The organism is Mesorhizobium sp. ESP7-2 (genome assembly GCF_020164715.1).
GTDB lineage: Bacteria > Pseudomonadota > Alphaproteobacteria > Rhizobiales > Rhizobiaceae > Mesorhizobium.
The window spans coordinates 72893-91175 of the sequence record NZ_JAIUGQ010000023.1 but is presented as its reverse complement, the minus strand read 5'-3'; the positions used below and the strand labels follow the sequence as shown (position 1 = coordinate 91175).

At 64.8% G+C, this 18283-nt stretch carries 15 protein-coding genes and 1 pseudogene; 6 read left to right on the top strand and 10 right to left on the bottom strand.

Going from position 1 to position 18283, the window contains the following annotated elements:
• Positions 1 to 38: 38 nt before the first annotated feature.
• Entirely contained in the window at positions 39 to 1052 is a 1014-nt protein-coding gene (locus tag LB543_RS21195; RefSeq protein ID WP_224615427.1) for an isopenicillin N synthase family dioxygenase, read from the bottom strand.
• A gap of 103 nt (positions 1053 to 1155) precedes the next feature.
• On the opposite strand from LB543_RS21195, the gene LB543_RS21190 reads away from it, so the two are divergent.
• Positions 1156 to 2100 (top strand): nucleoside hydrolase, encoded by a 945-nt coding sequence (locus LB543_RS21190; protein WP_224615426.1) that lies wholly within the window; start codon positions 1156 to 1158, stop codon positions 2098 to 2100.
• Positions 2101 to 2203: 103 nt separating this feature from the next.
• Complete coding sequence (locus LB543_RS21185; protein ID WP_224615425.1) at positions 2204 to 2878, top strand: TetR/AcrR family transcriptional regulator; 675 nt, start codon at positions 2204 to 2206, stop codon at positions 2876 to 2878.
• Between the two features lie 17 nt (positions 2879 to 2895).
• On the opposite strand, the gene LB543_RS21180 is transcribed toward LB543_RS21185, so the two are convergent.
• Complete coding sequence (locus LB543_RS21180) at positions 2896 to 3537, bottom strand: class I SAM-dependent methyltransferase (RefSeq protein WP_224615424.1); 642 nt, start codon at positions 3535 to 3537, stop codon at positions 2896 to 2898.
• A gap of 210 nt (positions 3538 to 3747) precedes the next feature.
• Between LB543_RS21180 and LB543_RS21175 the strand changes: the two are divergent.
• A pseudogene (locus LB543_RS21175) lies at positions 3748 to 5291 on the top strand (alpha/beta fold hydrolase).
• A 7-nt stretch (positions 5292 to 5298) separates the two neighbouring features.
• Here the strand turns inward: LB543_RS21175 and LB543_RS21170 are convergent.
• From LB543_RS21170 to hisS, 4 genes are all read right to left on the bottom strand, one after another.
• Positions 5299 to 7071 (bottom strand): AMP-binding protein, encoded by a 1773-nt coding sequence (locus LB543_RS21170; protein ID WP_140756677.1) that lies wholly within the window; start codon positions 7069 to 7071, stop codon positions 5299 to 5301.
• Between the two features lie 93 nt (positions 7072 to 7164).
• A complete protein-coding gene (gene hisG, locus LB543_RS21165) occupies positions 7165 to 7863 on the bottom strand; it encodes an ATP phosphoribosyltransferase (RefSeq protein WP_140756674.1) in 699 nt (232 codons plus the stop codon).
• The gene (locus LB543_RS21160; RefSeq protein ID WP_140756672.1) at positions 7860 to 8981 is read right to left on the bottom strand and encodes an ATP phosphoribosyltransferase regulatory subunit; all 1122 of its coding nucleotides are present in this window, start codon (positions 8979 to 8981) and stop codon (positions 7860 to 7862) included. The genes hisG and LB543_RS21160 overlap by 4 nt, the downstream gene beginning before the upstream one ends.
• A 178-nt stretch (positions 8982 to 9159) precedes the next feature.
• Positions 9160 to 10665 (bottom strand): histidine--tRNA ligase, encoded by a 1506-nt coding sequence (gene hisS / locus LB543_RS21155; protein WP_224615423.1) that lies wholly within the window; start codon positions 10663 to 10665, stop codon positions 9160 to 9162.
• Positions 10666 to 11025: 360 nt separating this feature from the next.
• On the opposite strand from hisS, the gene LB543_RS21150 reads away from it, so the two are divergent.
• Positions 11026 to 11277: a hypothetical protein gene (locus LB543_RS21150; RefSeq protein WP_224615422.1), complete on the top strand. Its 252-nt coding sequence runs from the start codon at positions 11026 to 11028 to the stop codon at positions 11275 to 11277.
• 11 nt (positions 11278 to 11288) lie between these two features.
• On the opposite strand, the gene LB543_RS21145 is transcribed toward LB543_RS21150, so the two are convergent.
• Complete coding sequence (locus LB543_RS21145) at positions 11289 to 11927, bottom strand: DNA-3-methyladenine glycosylase I (RefSeq protein ID WP_224615421.1); 639 nt, start codon at positions 11925 to 11927, stop codon at positions 11289 to 11291.
• A gap of 213 nt (positions 11928 to 12140) precedes the next feature.
• Here LB543_RS21145 and LB543_RS21140 point away from each other — a divergent pair, with 213 nt between their 5' ends.
• Both LB543_RS21140 and LB543_RS21135 read left to right on the top strand, forming a co-directional pair.
• On the top strand, positions 12141 to 12872 hold the full coding sequence (locus tag LB543_RS21140; RefSeq protein WP_140756662.1) for a L,D-transpeptidase: 732 nt from the start codon (positions 12141 to 12143) through the stop codon (positions 12870 to 12872).
• Between the two features lie 289 nt (positions 12873 to 13161).
• The gene (locus LB543_RS21135) at positions 13162 to 14082 is read left to right on the top strand and encodes a bifunctional 5,10-methylenetetrahydrofolate dehydrogenase/5,10-methenyltetrahydrofolate cyclohydrolase (protein ID WP_224615420.1); all 921 of its coding nucleotides are present in this window, start codon (positions 13162 to 13164) and stop codon (positions 14080 to 14082) included.
• A 15-nt stretch (positions 14083 to 14097) separates the two neighbouring features.
• Here LB543_RS21135 and glcF read toward each other — a convergent pair whose 3' ends face one another.
• From glcF to LB543_RS21120, 3 genes are read right to left on the bottom strand one after another with little or no spacing between them, the layout of a single operon-like run.
• Positions 14098 to 15423, bottom strand: coding sequence for a glycolate oxidase subunit GlcF (gene glcF / locus LB543_RS21130; protein ID WP_224615419.1), 1326 nt, complete (start codon positions 15421 to 15423; stop codon positions 14098 to 14100).
• 10 nt (positions 15424 to 15433) lie between these two features.
• Complete coding sequence (locus tag LB543_RS21125; RefSeq protein WP_224615418.1) at positions 15434 to 16639, bottom strand: FAD-binding protein; 1206 nt, start codon at positions 16637 to 16639, stop codon at positions 15434 to 15436.
• 30 nt (positions 16640 to 16669) lie between these two features.
• Positions 16670 to 18166: an FAD-linked oxidase C-terminal domain-containing protein gene (locus LB543_RS21120; RefSeq protein ID WP_224615417.1), complete on the bottom strand. Its 1497-nt coding sequence runs from the start codon at positions 18164 to 18166 to the stop codon at positions 16670 to 16672.
• Positions 18167 to 18283: the final 117 nt, after the last annotated feature.

Here is an 18283-nt window from a genome sequence, read left to right as displayed (position 1 = left end):
AGAGCCCGCGCCGGTGGCCGGCACGGGCTCGGCATTCCTTAAGAAGCGGCTGCTTCGGCCGCCTTCTTCTTGCGGTAGTGATAATTCTTGTCGATGCGCTCCATCAGGTAATCGCCATAGAGCACCGGCTCGTATTTCGGCTGTGTGCCGGCCGGCACACAGACCGAAAGTGCGGCGATCGTCTCGTCCATCGAAGGATCGAAGAAGAAGGGCTGCGAATAGCGCTCGCGTCCGGAGCGGTTGATGACGCGGTGCGGCGTCGAGACGAACTGGTCGTTCGACCAGCGCGCCAGGATGTCGCCGACATTCATGACGAATGAATCCGGGACCGGGGGCGCGGGAACCCAGTCGCCGGCCTTGTTCTTCACCTCGAGGCCGCCGACATTGTCCTGCGCCAAAAGGGTGATGAAGCCATAGTCGGTGTGTGGGGCCGAGCCGAAGAGGCCCTCTTCCTGCGGCTGCGTCGGATAGTGCAGCAACCGCAGGAAAGTCGTCGGCTGCTCGAAATAGCGGTCGAGGCTGTCGGAGGGCAGCCCGAGCGAGAGCGCGATGGCACGCACCATCTTGCGGGCGAGCGTGCCCATCTCCTGGACATAGCGCTCGATCGTCTCCCTGAAGCCGGCAAGGGCGGCCTCGTCCGGCCACTGGTTGGGGCCTTGCAGCGGCTTGTCGGCCAAGGCCCGGGGATCGTCGGCGCCGACCTCGTGCATGAAGAAGATCGATTCGCTCTGGTTCGGCTTGCTGACGGTCGCTACGGACGAGGTCACGATGGTCGAACCGGCAAAGGGCAAGAAGCCGCGGAAATTCTTGTCGATCTTCAGCTTCGCCTTTTCCTCCTCGGGCAAGGCGAAGAAACGCTTGGAGGCTTCTCGGACCGCTTCGACATCGGCGCGCGGAATGGGATGGCCGGTGACATAAAGGAAGCCGATCGTCTCGAGATAACGGCGCAGTGTCGCTGCCGTTGCCTGGATCGCGCCTTCGTCGTCGCCATAGAGTGCCGAGACGTCGAGGATCGGAATTTCGGAAAACTCGCCGCGCTCTTGTGCATCCATTTTCGAAAACCCTGTCTTGAACATAAGATACAGTACTGTATTTCTACACATCCGAACGGCCTCATCAATAGGCTTTCGATCGCAAAACGAAGGACGCGGCATCATGGCACCACGCAAGATCATCATCGACACCGATCCGGGCCAGGACGACGCGTTCGCCATCCTCTTCGCGCTGGGGTCGCCTGATGAACTCGAGGTGGTCGGCATCACCACCGTCGGCGGCAACGTGCCGCTTGCCTTGACCTCGAAGAACGCGCTGAAGGTCGTCGAACTCGCCGGGCGGCCGGACGTGCCGGTCCATGCCGGATGCCCGGCACCGATGGTGCGCAAGCTGATTACCGCCGAATATGTCCACGGCGAAACCGGCCTCGACGGCGCCGATCTTCCCGAACCGGTGACGCCGCTGCAGGGCGAACACGCGGTCAACTATATGGTGCGCACCATCATGGACGCTCCGGAAGGCGAATTGACCGTCTGCACGCTTGGGCCGATGACCAATCTCGCCATGGCCATGACCATGGAGCCGAGGATCGTGCCGCGCCTGCGCGAAGTGGTGCTGATGGGCGGCGGCTTCTTCCAGGGCGGCAACGCCACGCCGGCCGCCGAGTTCAACATCTTCGTCGACCCGCATGCCGCGCACAAGGTGTTCGACAGCGGCGCGCCGGTGACCATGGCGGGCATAGACTGCACCTACACCGCGCTGATGACGCCCGAATGGCTGGACCGCCTGCGCGCCACTGGAAGCCGCGCCGCGATCGAGGCCGCCAACCTGGCCGACTTCTACCGCCAATACGGCACCCATAAATTCGAGACGCCGGCGCGCCCCATCCACGATGCCTGCGTGACCGGCTATCTCCTGGCGCCGCAGCTCTATGAACAACGCCAGTGCGCGGTGACGGTCGACATCGTCTCGCCGGAGACGATCGGCATGACGGTCGTCGACTGGTGGCATGTGACCGGACGCCGCAAAAACTGCAACGTCTTGCGGCGCATCGATCCGGCGCCGTTCTTCGAACTGATGCTGGAGCGGATAAGCGCATTGCCCTGAGTAGCGCCTTCCGCGATAGATGGACACTTGATGAGTCGCGAAGCGCATCGGAGCCGGCGAACGGATTTGCGGGCGTTGCGCGTGCGATGAAGGTCTTGATCGAATGAAATCGGACAGCGCCCCTGGCAGAGGCAAGAGACCGCCCAAAGCCGCCGCGCCCGGGAAGGCGGCGCGGCAGACGCTGAGCCGCGAGGCCTGGATATCAGCAGCGCGCAAGGTGCTGGAGAAGCACGGCATCGGCGAGGTCAAGATCGACCGCCTGGCGAAGCAGTTCAAGGTGACGCGCGGCAGCTTCTATTTCCACTTCACCAGCCTGGCCGACCTTCGCGACGGCCTGCTGCAGGAATGGCGCGACATCAATTGCCAGCCCTTCTGGGCGATGCGCGAGATGCATGACATAGACGGCCTGCAGTTCTTCACCGACATCGTCCATGTCTGGGTCGACGAGGCACCGTTCAGCCCCCTGCTCGACCTCGCCGTGCGCGACTGGTCGCGAACCTCGAAAAAGCTGGCGCAGGAGGTCAAGGAAATCGACGACCTGCGCATCGAGCTCCTGATCCGCTCCTTCCGCGCCATGGGTTATCCCGAGGACGAGAGCCTGGTCAGGGCCCGCATCACCTATTTCCACCAGATCGGCCAATATGCGCTGTCTTTCAAGGAGGACCCGGCCGTGCGCCGGAGCTACCAGCCGCTGTTCGGCGAAGTGCTGCTCGGGCCGCTGGTGCAGGAGCCGGGTTCGGCGCCGAGGCCGGCGGATGTACGCGGCGGGCGGCGATAGCGGCGGGCGAACGCGCGTCAACCCGTCAGAGGTATCGCGATGCCGGCATGGTGACTTCCCAACTGCCAGAAGGGTAGCCGGAACCGCTCGCGCTCCGCTTCGACGACGTGGAAGCCCGCCGCCCGGATCAGGTGCAATGGATCGCGGTTGAGGTGGCAGCCGCCGGCGAGCCGGCCCCATGGCCGGTTCAGACGCTCCTGCCATTTGCGGCAACGCGGCCCTTCGGCCTGGCCGTGCTCGATGAAGATCAGCCGGCCCGTGGGCTTCAGGATGCGCCGGATCTCGGTCAGCGCCGCTTCGGGGTCCGGGATGGTGCAGAAGGCATAGGTGACGACGACCGTGTCGGCGAAGCTGTCGGTCAAGGGCAGTCTTTCACCGCTGGCCCGGATACAGTCGACATCGAATGGCAAGGAACGGCTCTTCGGTTCGGCCAGGCCCAGCATCGTGCCATCGGGATCGATGCCGACCAAGTGCTTCACCCTGGCGGCGTCGTAATAGGGAAGGTTCAGGCCGGACCCGAAACCGACCTCGACGACAACGCCCCCTGCCCGCGGGATCAGGCGCCTTCGCATATGCGCGAAAGCGCCGGCCGAACAGCCGGCGTGGACGAGGTAGGGAGCAATGCAGCGCGCGTACCAGGAGAGACAGGATTGGCACATGTTTCAGCCTCCTAGCCGTGTGCTGGCGGCACCGGCAGGGGTGCCACCGCCGGCAACAGGCCCGGACGTGCAATGGTGGGTGGGAGTATTGACCAGTGACATTTCTCGCTCCAAGGGAGTCTCATGACCGGGCTCGATCGGCCCGATGTCGTGGGATGGATAGAAGGCCGGCGTCCCCTCGACGTCCCTGCATGGGCCGTGGTCGGATCGATGGAGCGATTGGAATTCCGATTTCTGGGTTTTCCGGAGTTCCGTTCGAACGGCCGGCGGGTGGAACTCGCCTTGCGCAAGGCGGCAGCCCTTGTCATCTATCTCGCCGAGGCCAGCGGGCCGGTGGCGCGCGAGGTCGTCGCCACGCTTTTGTGGCCAGAAGCCGACGAGCAGGCCGCACGCGCCCGCCTTCGGCGGACAATCTATAAAATCCGCCTCGCATTCGGCAGTGAGATCATCGCCGCCGCAGGCGTCTCGCTGAGCCTGCACCCAGCCTTGTCCGCCGAGATCGACAGCAGGGTTTTCGAGCATGCCTGCAATTCCGGCTCTCTCGACGAGGCAGTCGACATCCATAGAGACGATTATCTCGCCGGCTTCTCGCTGCCGGACTGTCCGGAATTCGAGGAATGGGTCTTCTTCCGGCGAGAGACCTTGCGCGGCCGGCTGGTGCAGGCGCTGGAGCGGCTCGTCGAAGCCAAGATCGCCGGCGGTGAGCCGCGCAGCGCGGTCGTCCATGCGACACGGCTGGCGGCACTCGACCCCTTGAGCGAAAGCGCGCACCGCCATCTGGTCCGTGCCCACCTGGCGGCAGGCGACAGGGCGGCGGCGGAGCGCCAGATCGAGACATGCATCCGGCTCTTGCGGGACGAGCTCGGCGTAGCGCCGGACCCCGCCACGCTTGCCATGCTGCGCGAGCCAACCCAGGACAGCACCTTGGATGTGCCCAGAACGCGCTATGTCGCGGTCGACGGCACCCACATCGCGTACCAGATCGTCGGTAGCGGCCCGACAGACATCGTGCTTGTTCCCGGCTTCATTTCGCATGTCGAGCGTATCTGGGAAGACCCGGGCTGCCGCGCCTGGCTGACCGCGGTTTCGCGCCTGGGTCGCCTGATCCTCTTCGACCGGCGCGGCACGGGGCTTTCAGACCGCGTCGGCGCCCGCCCCACTGTCGAGGCGACGGCGGACGACATTCTGGCGGTCATGAACGCAGCCGGCAGCCGCCGGGCCTTGCTGGTCGGCGCATCGGAGGGTGGGCCGGGCTCCATCCGTTTCGCGGTGAAGCATCCCGATCGGCTGACAGGCCTTGTCCTGTGGGGGACGCTCGCGAAAGGCAGCCGCGCGCCCACTATCCCTACGCCTTGACCGCCGCGCAGTATGACCTGTGGAAGCAACGCCTGCTCGCGGGCTGGGGTGGCCCGGCGGAAATCGAAACCTTCGCCCCGAGCCTCACTGGCGACCGTCAGGCGAGGACCTGGTGGGCCGGATTGCTCAGGGCAGCCTCCAGCCCGGGTGCGGTCGCGGGCCTGCTCGATGCACTACGGGACGCCGATGTCCGTAATCTTCTGGCAAAAGTCTCCGCCCCGACGATGATCCTCCACCGTTCCGGCGACCGCGCCGTGCGCATCGAGGCCGGGCGGTTTCTCGCGTCCAGGATTCCCGGCGCGCGGTTCATGGAGGTCGATGGCGACGATCACTGGTTCTGGGTCGGCGACCAGCGGTCGCTGCTCGACAGCATCAGCGCGCTGGTGCGACGCGGCTGATCCGGCCTCACGCCGTTTTCTGCGTCACCAGCCCGAGTTCCTCGACCATCGCCTGACGCATCAGGAATTTCTGCGGCTTGCCGGTCACCGTCATCGGCAATTCGGTGCGGAAGCGGATGTGGCGCGGCACCTTGTAGTGGGCGATCTGGCCGGCGCAGAAGGCCTTGATCTCCTGTTCGGTGGCCACCTGGTCGGGCTTGAGCACGATCCAGGCGCACAGCTCCTCGCCATATTTGGCGTCCGGGATGCCGAAGACCTGCACTTCCCGCACTTTGGGATGACGGTAGAGGAATTCCTCGACCTCGCGCGGATAGACGTTCTCGCCGCCGCGGATGACCATGTCCTTGACGCGGCCGACAATGTTGCAATAGCCCTCGGCGTCGATGGTGGCGAGGTCGCCGGTGTGCATCCAGCCGTCGCTGTCGATCGCCTCGCGGGTCTTTTCGTCGTCGTCCCAGTAGCCCTTCATCACCGAATAACCGCGCGTGCAAAGCTCGCCCGGCGCGCCGACCGCAACGGTGGCGCCATCGGCGTCGATCGCCTTGACCTCGACATGCGGGTGGATGCGCCCGACCGTCGAGACGCGCTTTTCCAACGGATCGTCAACGCTGCTCTGGAACGAGACCGGACTGGTCTCGGTCATGCCGTAAGCGATGGTCACTTGCGCCATATGCATCAGCGACACCACCTTCTTCATCACCTCGATCGGGCACGGCGAACCGGCCATGATGCCGGTACGCAGGCTGGAGAGATCGAAGGACGAAAAGTCCGGATGATCGAGCATGCCGACGAACATGGTCGGCACGCCGTAGAGGCCGGTGCAGCGCTCCTGCGCCACGGCTTTCAGCGTCAGGCCGGGATCGAAGCCTTCGCACGGAAAAACCATGGTCGCGCCCTTCGACACGCAACCCATCGTGCCCATCGACATGCCGAAGCAATGATAGAGCGGCACAGGAATGCAGAGGCGGTCGTCGACGGTGAGCTTGATGGCCGAGGTGACGAAATTGCCGTTGTTGACGATGTTCAGATGGGTGAGCGTCGCGCCCTTGGGAGCGCCTGTCGTGCCTGACGTGAACTGGATGTTGATCGCATCGCCCGGCTTCAATCGCTCGGAAATGCGGTCGAGGCTGTCATGCTCGTCGCGGCCGGCCATTGCCAACACATCGCCGAAATTGAACATGCCTGCCGAATTCTCCTCGCCCATGCGGATGACGATCCTGAGCGTCGGCAGCTTCCTGGCCTTCAGCTTGCCCGGGATCGCCGTGGCGATCTCCGGCGCCAGCGTCTCTATCATGCCGAGATAGTCCGAGGTCTTGAAGCTGGCCGCGGTGACCAGGGCCTTGCAGCCGACCTTGTTGAGGGCATATTCTAGTTCGGTCAGCCGATAGGCCGGATTGATGTTGACCAGGATCAGGCCGATGCGGGCGGTGGCGAACTGCGTCACCAGCCATTCCCAGCGGTTGGGCGACCAGATGCCGACGCGGTCGCCCTTGTGGAGGCCGAGCGCCAGGAAGCCGGCGGCCAGCGCATCCACCGTGTCCGACAGTTCGCCCCAGGTGAAGCGCTTGTCCTGGCCGACGAAGACGGCGGCATCGAGCGTGCCGTATTTGCTGACGGTGTCGGAGAAAAGCTCAGGGATCGTTTTGTCGAGCAGCGGCACGCCGCGATCGCCCGAGACATGTGCCCTGCCGTCCACGGGCGCGATAAAGACGCCGTCGGCGCGCGCGCCGCGTCCGCGCAGATTGGTGGCGTTCTTCAACTCGTCGAGATTGACCGGCATCGCTGTCTCCTCCAAGACTGGCCGAACCTATCAGCCTGCCGGGATGGTGGAAATCCCGTCGATGGTACTGGAGCCTCTTCCCTGAAAAGACCGCTATGCGACCGCGGCCGCCATTTTCGCGACGATGTCGCGCAAGACCGCTTCGTCGGCGGCTGCACGTGTCTTCCTCGAGGCCACAAGGCAGGCCTGCGACTCCAGCACGATGCCATCGCCCAGAACCTTGAGATGGTTGGCGCGCAGCGTCGAGCCCGTGCTGGTGATGTCGACGATAACGTCGGCAAGGCCGGCCGCCGGCGCACCTTCGGTCGCGCCGAGGCTCTCGACGATGCGATAGACCTGGATGCCGTGCTTGAGCGAAAAGAACTGCTGCGTCAGCCGCCAGTATTTGGTGGCGATCCTGAGTCGCCGACCATGGCGCTGGCGGAAATCGGCTGCAACGTCGTCGAGATCGGTCATGGTATCGACATCGAGCCAGATCTCGGGCACCGCGACCACGACATCGGCATGGCCGAAGCCGAGGCGGGCGACGATCTCGGCCCGCGCTTCCCAGTCGGCGAGATTTTCCCGCACCAGATCCTCGCCGGTGATGCCGAGATCGACCGCGCCCTGGCCTATTTCGCCCGATATTTCGGAGGCCGACAGGAAGACCACTTCGACATTGTCCATGCCCTCGACGCGGGCGTGATATTTGCGCTCGTCGCCGGGCAGGCTGACGGCGAGGCCAGCCTTGGCGAGCACCTCCAGCGCCTGCTCCTTGAGCCTGCCCTTCGACGGGATCGCCAGCGTGATCATGGTGCCGTCTCCCGCAACGCCTCGATGCGGTCGAGCCACACCGAGAAGCCGACACCGGGGATCGCGGTCTTGGCGCCGAGCAGCGTCAGCAACCTGTCATAACGCCCGCCACCGGCCAGGGGACGCTCGCCATTGGCGGCCGCGATTTCGAAGACGACACCGGTGTAGTAATCGAGCGGACGGCCGAAAGCGGCGTCGTAGCGGATTTTTCCCGAGGGCAAGCCATGCGCCTCGATTGCCTTGGCGCGGGCCGAGAATTTTTCCAGCGCCACACCCAGCGAAAGTCCGGCGCCGGCGGCGAAAGAATCCAGCGCCTGCGCCGCGCCATCGAGCGGCACATTGATCGCCAGAAAACTTTTCAGCGCCGCGAAGGCCTCGTTCGACAGCCGCACGCTGCGCAATTCGGCCTTCTCGATCAGCCGCCGCGCAATGTCCGAAGGCGCGCGCCCGGCGGATGCCGACAGGCCGGCCTTCTCCATGCCGCTGGCAATGTGCTGGGAAAGACCGTCCAGATCGCCGTCGAGGACAAGCGCCGCGACGGGACCGGAGAGCTGGCCGTTGCGCGGCGGGTTGGCGAGATCGGCGAGTGCCGACTCCAGCATCGGCGCCGAGCCGAAGGCGCGGGCCAGCCGCATGCGCCAGCCGCGCGGCAGGCCGAGTGCCGCCAACACCGCCTCGAAGATGCCCTGGTCGCCAAGCGTGACCGCCAGCGACTGGTCGGGCAGCACCAGCGACAGCAGCGCGTGCGCGTCGGCCACCGAGCGGGCATCGGCTTCAGCCGTGTCGCGGTCGCCGAGATCCTCGATACCGGCCTGGAAGAACTCGTTGCCGCCTTCGCGGCGCTGGCGAAACACTTCGCCCAGATAGGAGTAGCGGCGCGGCGTGCCGGCCTGGCTGGCAATGTGATCGAGGCAGACGGGGATGGTGAATTCGGGCCGCAGGCAGAGCGTCTGCCCGGTCTCGCTCTCGGTCAGGAAAATGCGGCGGCGCAGATCCTCGCCGGCCATGTCGAGGAACGGATCGGCCGGCTGCAGCACCGCGACTTCCACCGCATGCGCGTTGCGCGTGGCGAACAGCGTGGTGATGTCGGTTGATATGGCGGGGTAGCGGGAGGTCATGGACAGGATGTGCGCGAGGCACCCCCCTCTGTCCTGCCGGACATCTCCCCCGCAAGGGGGGAGATCGGATGTCGCGCATGCCTTCGCCAACCGTCGGCGTTGCAGAAAGGACTCCGCACTTGAAGCTGCCAATCTCCCCCCTTACGGGGGAGATGTCCGGCAGGACAGAGGGGGGCGCTCAAGCGCCACCCTTCCCGCGATCGGCGGCTTGCGCCGCCAAAATCTTCTTGACCTCGGCGACCAGTTCGTTTTCCGCCACCGTCACCTGCGCCGGCCGCGCGGCGCGCCATTCGGCATTGTCGGTGATCTCCGCCGACATGCGGGCGCCTTCGATCAGGTCCTTGATCTGCAACTCACCCTTGGCGCGTTCGTCGCCGCCCTGGATGATGGCGACGGGACAACCGCGCCGGTCGGCATATTTGAGCTGCGCCTTCATGCCGGCGCCGCCGAGATACATTTCGGAGCGGATGCCGGCGGCGCGCAATTGCGAGACCATCTTCTGGTAGCGGCCGAGGCTTTCCGTGTCCCTGTCCATGACCAGCACGACAACCGGCGCGATCACATCGGCGCTGTCGAGCTTGCCGAGGTTCTTCAGCGCCGTCATCAGCCTGGAGACACCAATGGAAAAGCCGGTCGCCGGAACCGGTTCGCCACGGAAGCGGGAAACCAAGCCATCGTAGCGCCCACCACCGCCGACCGAGCCGAAGCGCACGATCTGGCCGTCCTCATTGGGGATTTCGGCCAGAAGCTCGGCCTCGAAGACCGGACCGGTATAGTATTCCAGGCCGCGCACGACGGAACGATCCATGGCGATGCGGTCCTCGGCATATCCGGCGGCCCTGACCAGGGCTTCGATCGTCGCGAGTTCGCCTACGCCCTCCTGGTAGACCGCGTTTCCGCTGACGCTGGCATCCTGGCCAGCCTGCGCATTGCGCGCGGTCGCCAGAAGAACGGCCTCGGCTTGCGTGTGATTCAGCCCGGCGCCTTTGGCGAAGTCGCCCTCGCCTTCCTTACCGCCGTCCCAGCGCCCTGCGCCAAGAAGCAGACGGACGCCTTCCGGCCCGAGCTTGTCTAGCTTGTCTATCGCACGCAGCACCGTCAGCCTGCGCCCGCCATTCTCGTCACCGCCAAGTCCGATCGCCTCCAGCACGCCGTCCAGCACCTTGCGGTTGTTGACGCGAATGACGTAGTCGCCGCGCTTGATGCCGAGCGCTTCCATGACGTCGGCCATCATCATCGCCATCTCCGCGTCCGCCGCCACGCCCGGCGTGCCGATCGTGTCGGCGTCGAACTGCATGAATTGGCGGAAGCGGCCGGGGCCTGGCTTCTCGTTGCGGAACACCCAGCCGGAGCGGTAGCTGCGATAGGGTTTGGGCAGGCGTTCGAAATTCTCGGCGACGAAACGCGCCGTCGGCGCGGTCAGGTCGTAGCGCAGCGACAGCCACTGGTCGTCATCGTCCTGAAAAGAGAACACACCTTCGTTCGGCCGGTCCTGGTCGGGCAGGAATTTGCCCAGCGCATCGGTGTATTCGATCAGCGGCTGGTCGGCCGGCTCGAAGCCATAGAGCTCATAGACCGAGCGGATCGTCGCCATCATCTTCTCGACGGCGCGGATGTCCTCGGCGCTGCGGTCGGCAAAACCGCGCGGCAGCCGCGCTTTCGTCTTTTCCGATTTGTCGGCCATGGGATTGAGTCTTTGCTGATAAATGACGACTTATTTCGAGTGCGCGTGTCCTAGCCGAAGCAGCTTTGTGCGGCAAGGGTTGGCACTTCTGCCTTCTCCCCTTGTTGTGGGAGAACGTGGATCGGCGCGGAGCGCCGAGACGGTTGAGGGGTGCGTGACGGATCGCCGTCATTGCCAAGCTGGAACACCGCTCATCCGACCTCGCTTCGCGAGGCCACCTTCTCCCACAAGGGGAGAAGGCAAGAGGCGCCGGTATCTGAAACAATACGCATCGAAAATGAAACAACGCCGCCATGAGCGCGGCATTGTGCCGACACAATCGCGGCCGATATAGCGCACCGACACCAAGGGGTTCGGGACATGAGCAGCGCAACGAAATTCCACGCCAACAGCGAGGCCGGCGAATTGCCAGCGCGCCTGCGCCCGGCGAGCACGCATGCGGCGAAGATGGTTGGCCAGGCGGCCGGGCCGTTCGATGTACCCGCCGATACCGGCAAAGCGTCTTCCCTGCGCGACGCATTGGTGACCGGCCTGCTGGTGATCTATCCGACAGTGGCCACCGTGGCGGCAATCGTTGCCGGACTGTTCCTGACCAGCGCCAACGGCACCTGAACTGCCCGCCGCTATTTCGGCCGTTTGAAAGCCTTCCGTTCCTTCTCGACCTCCTTGCGGCACACACACCCCTCGAGATGGTCGTTGACCAGGCCCATGGCCTGCATGAAGGCGTAGACCGTGGTCGGGCCGACGAAGGTCCAGCCGCGCTTCTTCAGGTCCTTCGAAATCCGCACGGAGACCGCGGTGGTCGGATTGGCGCGCAAATGGGCGAGGTCGACGATCTTGGGACGCTCTTCCTTGCCGGGTTCGAACTTCCAGAACCAGGCGGCCAGCGAGCCGAACTCGTCGACCATCTCGCGGGCGCGTTTGGCATTGTTGATGGTCGAGACGATCTTGCCGCGATGGCGGATGATGCCGGCATTGCCGAGCAGGCGCTCGATATCCCGTTCGGTGAAGGCCGCGACCTTGTCGAAATCGAAGCCGGCGAAGGCCTCGCGAAAATTCTCCCGCTTGCGCAAAATGGTCAGCCACGACAAGCCCGACTGGAAGCCTTCTAGGCAGATCTTCTCGAACAGCCTGTGGTCGTCGGCCATCGGCCGGCCCCATTCGTGGTCGTGGTAATGCAGATAGTCGGGCAGATTGCCATGCCAGAAGCAGCGCGCGACACCGTCAGGACCGGCAAGCAGGCCGGTATTTTCATTGCTCATCCTGAAAAATCCATCCGTTAACGCGCTTCCGCCCTGTCTTTACCGTGGCTTTACCAGATTCCTGAACCCGGCGGTAACCACACCAAAGGGTTTACTGACAGAACGGCATTTTACGCATTCCGATTCATGTTTCGGTTGCTGCTCGCCGCCAATGATCGCGCAAGCCGGGAGCGTTCTCGCCCGGTGTATTTAGACGATCAAGGTGCGTTCCCGATGAAGAGAGTTCTGTTTCCCTTGCTCGGCGCCGTGGCTGTGTTTGCCGCCGGCGTCACACCCTCAACCGCCGGCGACCGCTATGCCGACAGGCCGCCGGTGATGGTGAGCCCCGACCTTTCCGCGCCCTGGGTGCTGCAGCTCGGCCATGCGCCGGGCATCGTGCGGCAGAACCGACAGGCCGCGCAGCCGCGCCAGCGCACCGCGCAGCCAGACCGCGTGCAGACGGCCGCCGTGCAGGCGCCGGGCAAACGCATGGTCATGCGCCCGCAGATCAACCCGGTCTACCTGCCGCAGGAAGTCGCCTATGACGGCGCGCAGAAGCCGGGCACCATCGTCATCGATACCACGCAGAATTTCCTCTATCTGGTCGAGAAGAACGGCAAGGCGCGGCGCTACGGCGTCGGCACCGGCAAACCCGGCTTCGAATGGTCGGGCACGCACAAGATCACAAACAAGCGCGTCTGGCCGGACTGGCGTCCGCCGGCCGAGATGATCAAGCGCGAGGCGGCCAAGGGTCGCTACCTGCCGACCTATCTGGCCGGCGGCATGGAGAACCCGCTCGGCGCGCGCGCACTCTATATCGGCACGACCGAGTACCGCATCCATGGCACCAACCAGCCCTGGACAATCGGCGGCGCGGTATCGTCGGGCTGCATCCGCATGCGCAACGAGGATGTCGTCGACCTCTATGAACGGGTCAATGTCGGAACGACGGTCGAAGTGATATAGTGATAGCGAATCAACCGGTTAAGCAGTGCTGAGTAGATTTTGGCGCACTGTTGCCCTCAAGCCATAGCGCATCTTTGGAAGACGTGCTTAGACTGGCAACGAGTCAACGGGGGACGGGCCGTGTGGGGATACGGCCAGTCACGAGAGGGCAGCACGGGTAACCGGGCTGCCCTTTTCGTTTCACGGTGCGACAGGTCGCCCCGGAGGCACGGTGTTTCGTTTTCAGGGCTGATTTCCTGGCCATGCTCTGCTATTGCAGTGCACAATCTCCCCACCAAAGGTTCGAGCTATGTCCCTGTCCGACGACAGCCGCTATCTCAAGGGCGGGCCGGTTGCCCAGCGCATCATCGCCGCCGTGCGCGAGGACGCGGCCATAGCCAAGGCCGAGGGCTTTCCGCCCAAGCTGATCTCGATCACCGTCGGTGATACCGACGCGGTCGATGTCTATGTGCGCAACCAGCGCGCCAAGGCTCAGCTCGCAGGCATCGATTTCGAGGAGCGGCGCTTTCCCGCCACCATCACCTCGGGTGAACTCGAAGCAGCCATCCACGGGCTGAACGCCGATCCGCGCGTCACCGGCATCATCATCCAGCGGCCGGTTCCCGCGCATATCCCGATCAAGACTCTGCAGGCGGCCGTCCACCCGCTCAAGGACGTCGAGGGCATGCACCCGGCCTCGATCGGCAATATCGTCTACAACCAGCTCGACCTCGCGCCCTGCACGGCGGCCGCCTCGGTCGAGTTGCTCAAGGAAACCGGGCTCGACCTCAAGGGGCTCGAAGTCGTGATCGTCGGCCATTCCGAAATCGTCGGAAAGCCGATCGCTTTCCTGCTGATGAGCGAGGGCGCGACCGTCACCGTCTGCCATCATATGACACGATCGGTCGCCGCCCATGCGCGCCGCGCCGACGCGCTGTTCGTCGCCGTCGGCAGGCCGCGCCTGATCAAGGCCGACATGGTAAAGCCGGGTGCGGCCGTCATCGACATCGGCATCAATTCCGAAACTGGGCCTGATGGCACGAGCCGCATCGTCGGCGACGTCGACACCGACAGCGTGCGCGAGGTTGCCTCCTGGATCACGCCGGTGCCGGGCGGCGTCGGCCCGATCACGGTGGCGATCCTGCTGCGCAACACAATGGTCGCGCTCAGCCGCCAGCGCGCGCTCTATGAGGCGACCTATGGCACGTCGGACAGGCTCGCGGCCGAGTAGCAATGAAACGAACGCCTATTCCGCCGCGACCAGGCTGTCTTCCGTAACGCCGTCCGGCTTCGGCCCGCCATAGGCCCAGTCGAGCAGCTTGATCGTGTGCACCACCGGCATCCTGGCGGCGGATGCGATCTGCGTGATGCAGCCGATGTTGCCGGTGGCGACGATCGAGGCACCCGTCGCCTCGATGTTCCTGACCTTACGATCGCGCAGCCTGGCCGAAATCTCGGATTGCAGGATGTTGTAGGTGCCGGCCGAGCCGCAACAAAGGTGCCCCTCGCGCGGCTCGCGCACGACGAAACCGGCCTTGGCCAGCAACTCCTTCGGCTGGCGCGTTATCTTCTGGCCGTGCTGCATCGAGCAGGCCGAGTGATAGGCGACAACCGTGCCAGGCTTGCGCACGGGTTCAGGCAGGTCGATGGCGGCCAGATACTCGGTGATGTCCTTGGCCAGCGCCGACACGCGCGCGGCCTTGTCGGCATAGGCCGGATCGAGGCGCAGCATGAAGCCGTAATCCTTGATCGTCGTGCCACAGCCCGATGCGGTGATGATTATGGCGTCGAGCCCGCCCTGCTTGATGGCGCGCGTCCAGGCATCGACATTCTGCCTGGCCGAGGCAAGGGCGGCTTCTTCCCGCCCCATGTGATGAACCAGTGCGCCGCAGCAGCCCTCGCCCGGCGGCACCACGACCTCGACGCCGAGCCGTGTCAGCAGCGAGATGGTCGTATCGTTGATGGCGGGATCGAGCACCGATTGCGCGCAGCCGGTCAGGATGGCGACGCGGCCCTTTTTCGCCCCCTGCCCGGCATGGACGCCCGGCAGGGCCATTGGCGAGGCTGCCGGGATCGATGCCGGCGCGAGCTTGAGCATCGCGCCGAGAGGCTTCAGTGCCGGGATTTTTTCGAACAGGCCGATGAAAGGCTTGCCGAGTTTTGCCAGTTTGAGCGCGGCGCGGAAGCGCTGGGGATAGGGCAGCACGAAGGCCAGCATGGCGCGGGTCAGGCGATCGAGCAGCGGCCGCTTGTAAGTCTCCTCGATATGGGCGCGGGCATGGTCGACCAGATGCATGTAGTTGACGCCCGACGGGCAGGTGGTCATGCAGGCGAGGCAGGACAGGCAGCGATCGATATGGGTGACGATCTCCTTGTCGGCGGGACGGCCGTTCTCCAGCATGTCCTTGATCAGGTAGATGCGCCCACGCGGCGAATCGAGTTCGTTGCCGAGCGTTACATAGGTCGGGCAAGTGGCGGTGCAGAAGCCGCAATGCACGCATTTGCGCAGGATCTTTTCCGACTCGGCGACATGCGGATCGGCAAGCTGTGCGGGCGAAAAATTGGTCTGCATCTCTGATGTCCTAGGCCATGCGGCCGGGATTGAGGATGTTCTTCGGGTCGAATTCCTGTTTCAGCCGCTGGCTGAGCGCCGCCAATGCCGGCCCCTGCGGCTCGAACACCGGCAGGGCCGCCCGATGGGAAGGGGTAGCGCGCACCAGCGTCGCATGGCCGCCGCCATGTTTTCTCAAGAGCCCACGCAGCAGCGCGGCTTCCGGGTCGCCCTCCTCCATGCGCAACCACACCAGCCCACCCTGCCAGTCGTAGAAGGCGCTGACGGCTGCCTGCATGCGTAGCGTCAGGACCATCTGGTGGCCCCGGGCGGGGGTCATCGAGACCCGCCAGACCGGTTTTTCGCTGCCATCGATGAAGGGGCTGCAGTCCCTGATATCGCGCCAGATTGCCTTGGAGGTCTCCCCGGCAATTTCCTCCAGCGGGCCGGCCTTGCCGAGCAGTGTTTTCAGCGCTGCAACGCGATAGTCAACGGACGGACCAAAGCCTTCGACGCGCAGCAGCGTGGCGGCTTCGGTGCCGAGCGCACCGCCGGCAACGCGCGCGGCGATGCGCTCCGGCAGGTGGGCGGCGCACGACACTTCGGCACTGGAGCCCAGCGCCAGGGCCATGGCGGCGCAGGCGGCATCATCGAGCAGGCCACGAACTGCGAGCGTGATTTCGGTCTCGGCCGCCGGCAGCACCTTGAAAGTCACGTCGGTGAAGACGGCCAGCGTGCCCCAGCTGTTGGCCATCAGCTTCGACAGATCATAACCGGTGACGTTCTTGACCACGCGGCCGCCGGACTTGAAGGCCTCGCCACGGCCGGAGACGACATTGATGCCCAGGATGTGGTCGCGCGCGGCGCCCGCCTTCAGCCGGCGCGGACCGGACAGGTTGGCGCCGAGCACGCCGCCGATGGTGCCTTTGCCCGACTCGCCGCCGAGCAGCGGGCCGTAATCCATCGGCTCGAAGGCCAGCTGCTGGCCGTTTTCAGCCAGCAGCTTTTCGATCTCGGCCAGCGGCGTCCCTGATTTGGCCGACAGCACCAGTTCGGCGGGTTCATAGAGGGTCACGCCCGAGAGTTTCGACAGGTCGAGCGTATGCTCGGTCTGCAACGGACGGCCAATGCCGCGCTTGGAGCCATGGCCGAGGACTTCGAACGATGTTTCCTCGGCCGCCGCCCAGGCAATGGTGGAGAGGACTTCATCTGGGGTCAGGGGGGTGAAGGTGGTCATATTCGCACCTGGTTCTGCGGCCCCATCATCTCAAAACCTCGGAATGTCGGGAAATGCCACCTGGCCGCGGTGCACGTGCATGCGGCCGAGCTCGGCGCAGCGACGCAGTTGCGGGAACACCTTTCCGGGATTGAGTAGATGGTTGGGATCGAAGGCGCATTTGACACGCATCTGCTGATCGAGGTCTATTTGGTTGAACATTTCCGGCATCAGGTCGCGCTTCTCGACCCCGACGCCATGCTCGCCGGTGAGCACGCCACCGACCTTGACGCAGAGCCGCAAAATGTCGGCGCCGAAGCTTTCGGCCTTGTCCAGTTCGCCCGGCACGTTGGCATCGTAAAGGATCAGTGGATGCAGATTGCCATCGCCGGCGTGGAAGACATTGGCGACGCCGAGACCGTATTTCTCCGACAGTTCGCGCATGCCGGCCAGCACGCGCGGCAGCTCCTTTCGCGGAATGGTGCCGTCCATGCAGTAGTAATCGGGCGAGATGCGGCCGACGGCGGGGAAGGCCGCCTTGCGACCGGCCCAAAAACTCAGCCGCTCCTGCTCGGACTGCGAGATGCGGCACGTGGTCGAGCCGTTGCGGATGGCGATCGCCTCGACCGCGGTGATGAGATGGTCGACCTCCACGCTCGGCCCGTCGAGCTCGACGATCAGCAGCGCCTCGACATCGAGGGGATAACCGGCATGGACGAAATCCTCGGCGGCATGGATCGCCGGCCGGTCCATCATTTCCATGCCGCCCGGAATGATGCCGGCGCCGATGATGTCGGCGACGCATTGGCCGCCCTGTTCGCTGGTCGGAAAGCCGATCAGCAGGGCGCGTGCCGTCTCCGGCTTCTTCAGGATGCGCACGGTGACTTCGGTGACGACGCCGAGCAGACCTTCCGAACCGGTCATGACGCCGAGCAGGTCATAGCCTTCGGCGTCGAGGTGGCCGCCGCCGAGCCGCACCACCTCGCCATTCATCAGCACCATCTCGATGCCGAGCACATTGTTGGCGGTGAGGCCGTATTTCAGGCAGTGCACGCCGCCGGAGTTCTCCGCGACATTGCCGCCGATCGAGCAGGCGATCTGGGAGGATGGATCGGGGGCATAGTAAAAGCCCTCCTGCTCGACGGCGGTCGTGATGCCGAGATTGGTGACGCCGGGCTGGGCGACGACAATGCGGTTGGGAAAATCGATCTCGAGGATGCGGTTGAACCGGCTCATCACCAGCAGCACCGCGTCCTCCAGCGGCAGCGCACCGCCCGAAAGCGAGGTGCCGGATCCGCGCGGCACGACGCGAATGTTGCGGTCGTTGCAGTATTTCAGCACGCGCGAGACCTGCGCCACCGTCTCCGGCAGCACCACGACCAGCGGCACCTGCCGGTAGGCGGTCAGGCCATCGCTTTCGAAGGCGCGCATTTCGTTGGCGGCGTCGACCACGCCCTCGCCCGGCACGATGATGCGCATGTCGGCGACGATTTCGTTGCGCCGGCGCAGCGTCCCGGCGTCTGGCTTGGGCATGGCAAGGCCGGACATCGGCACTTCCTCCACTCGACTGGTAAAAATGATTTACCAGCTAGCGGCATTTGTTGCAAACCTTGCTTTGATGGCGTCGGGGCGACGGACGCAGGCAAGGCTTCCGCAGCGGCAATC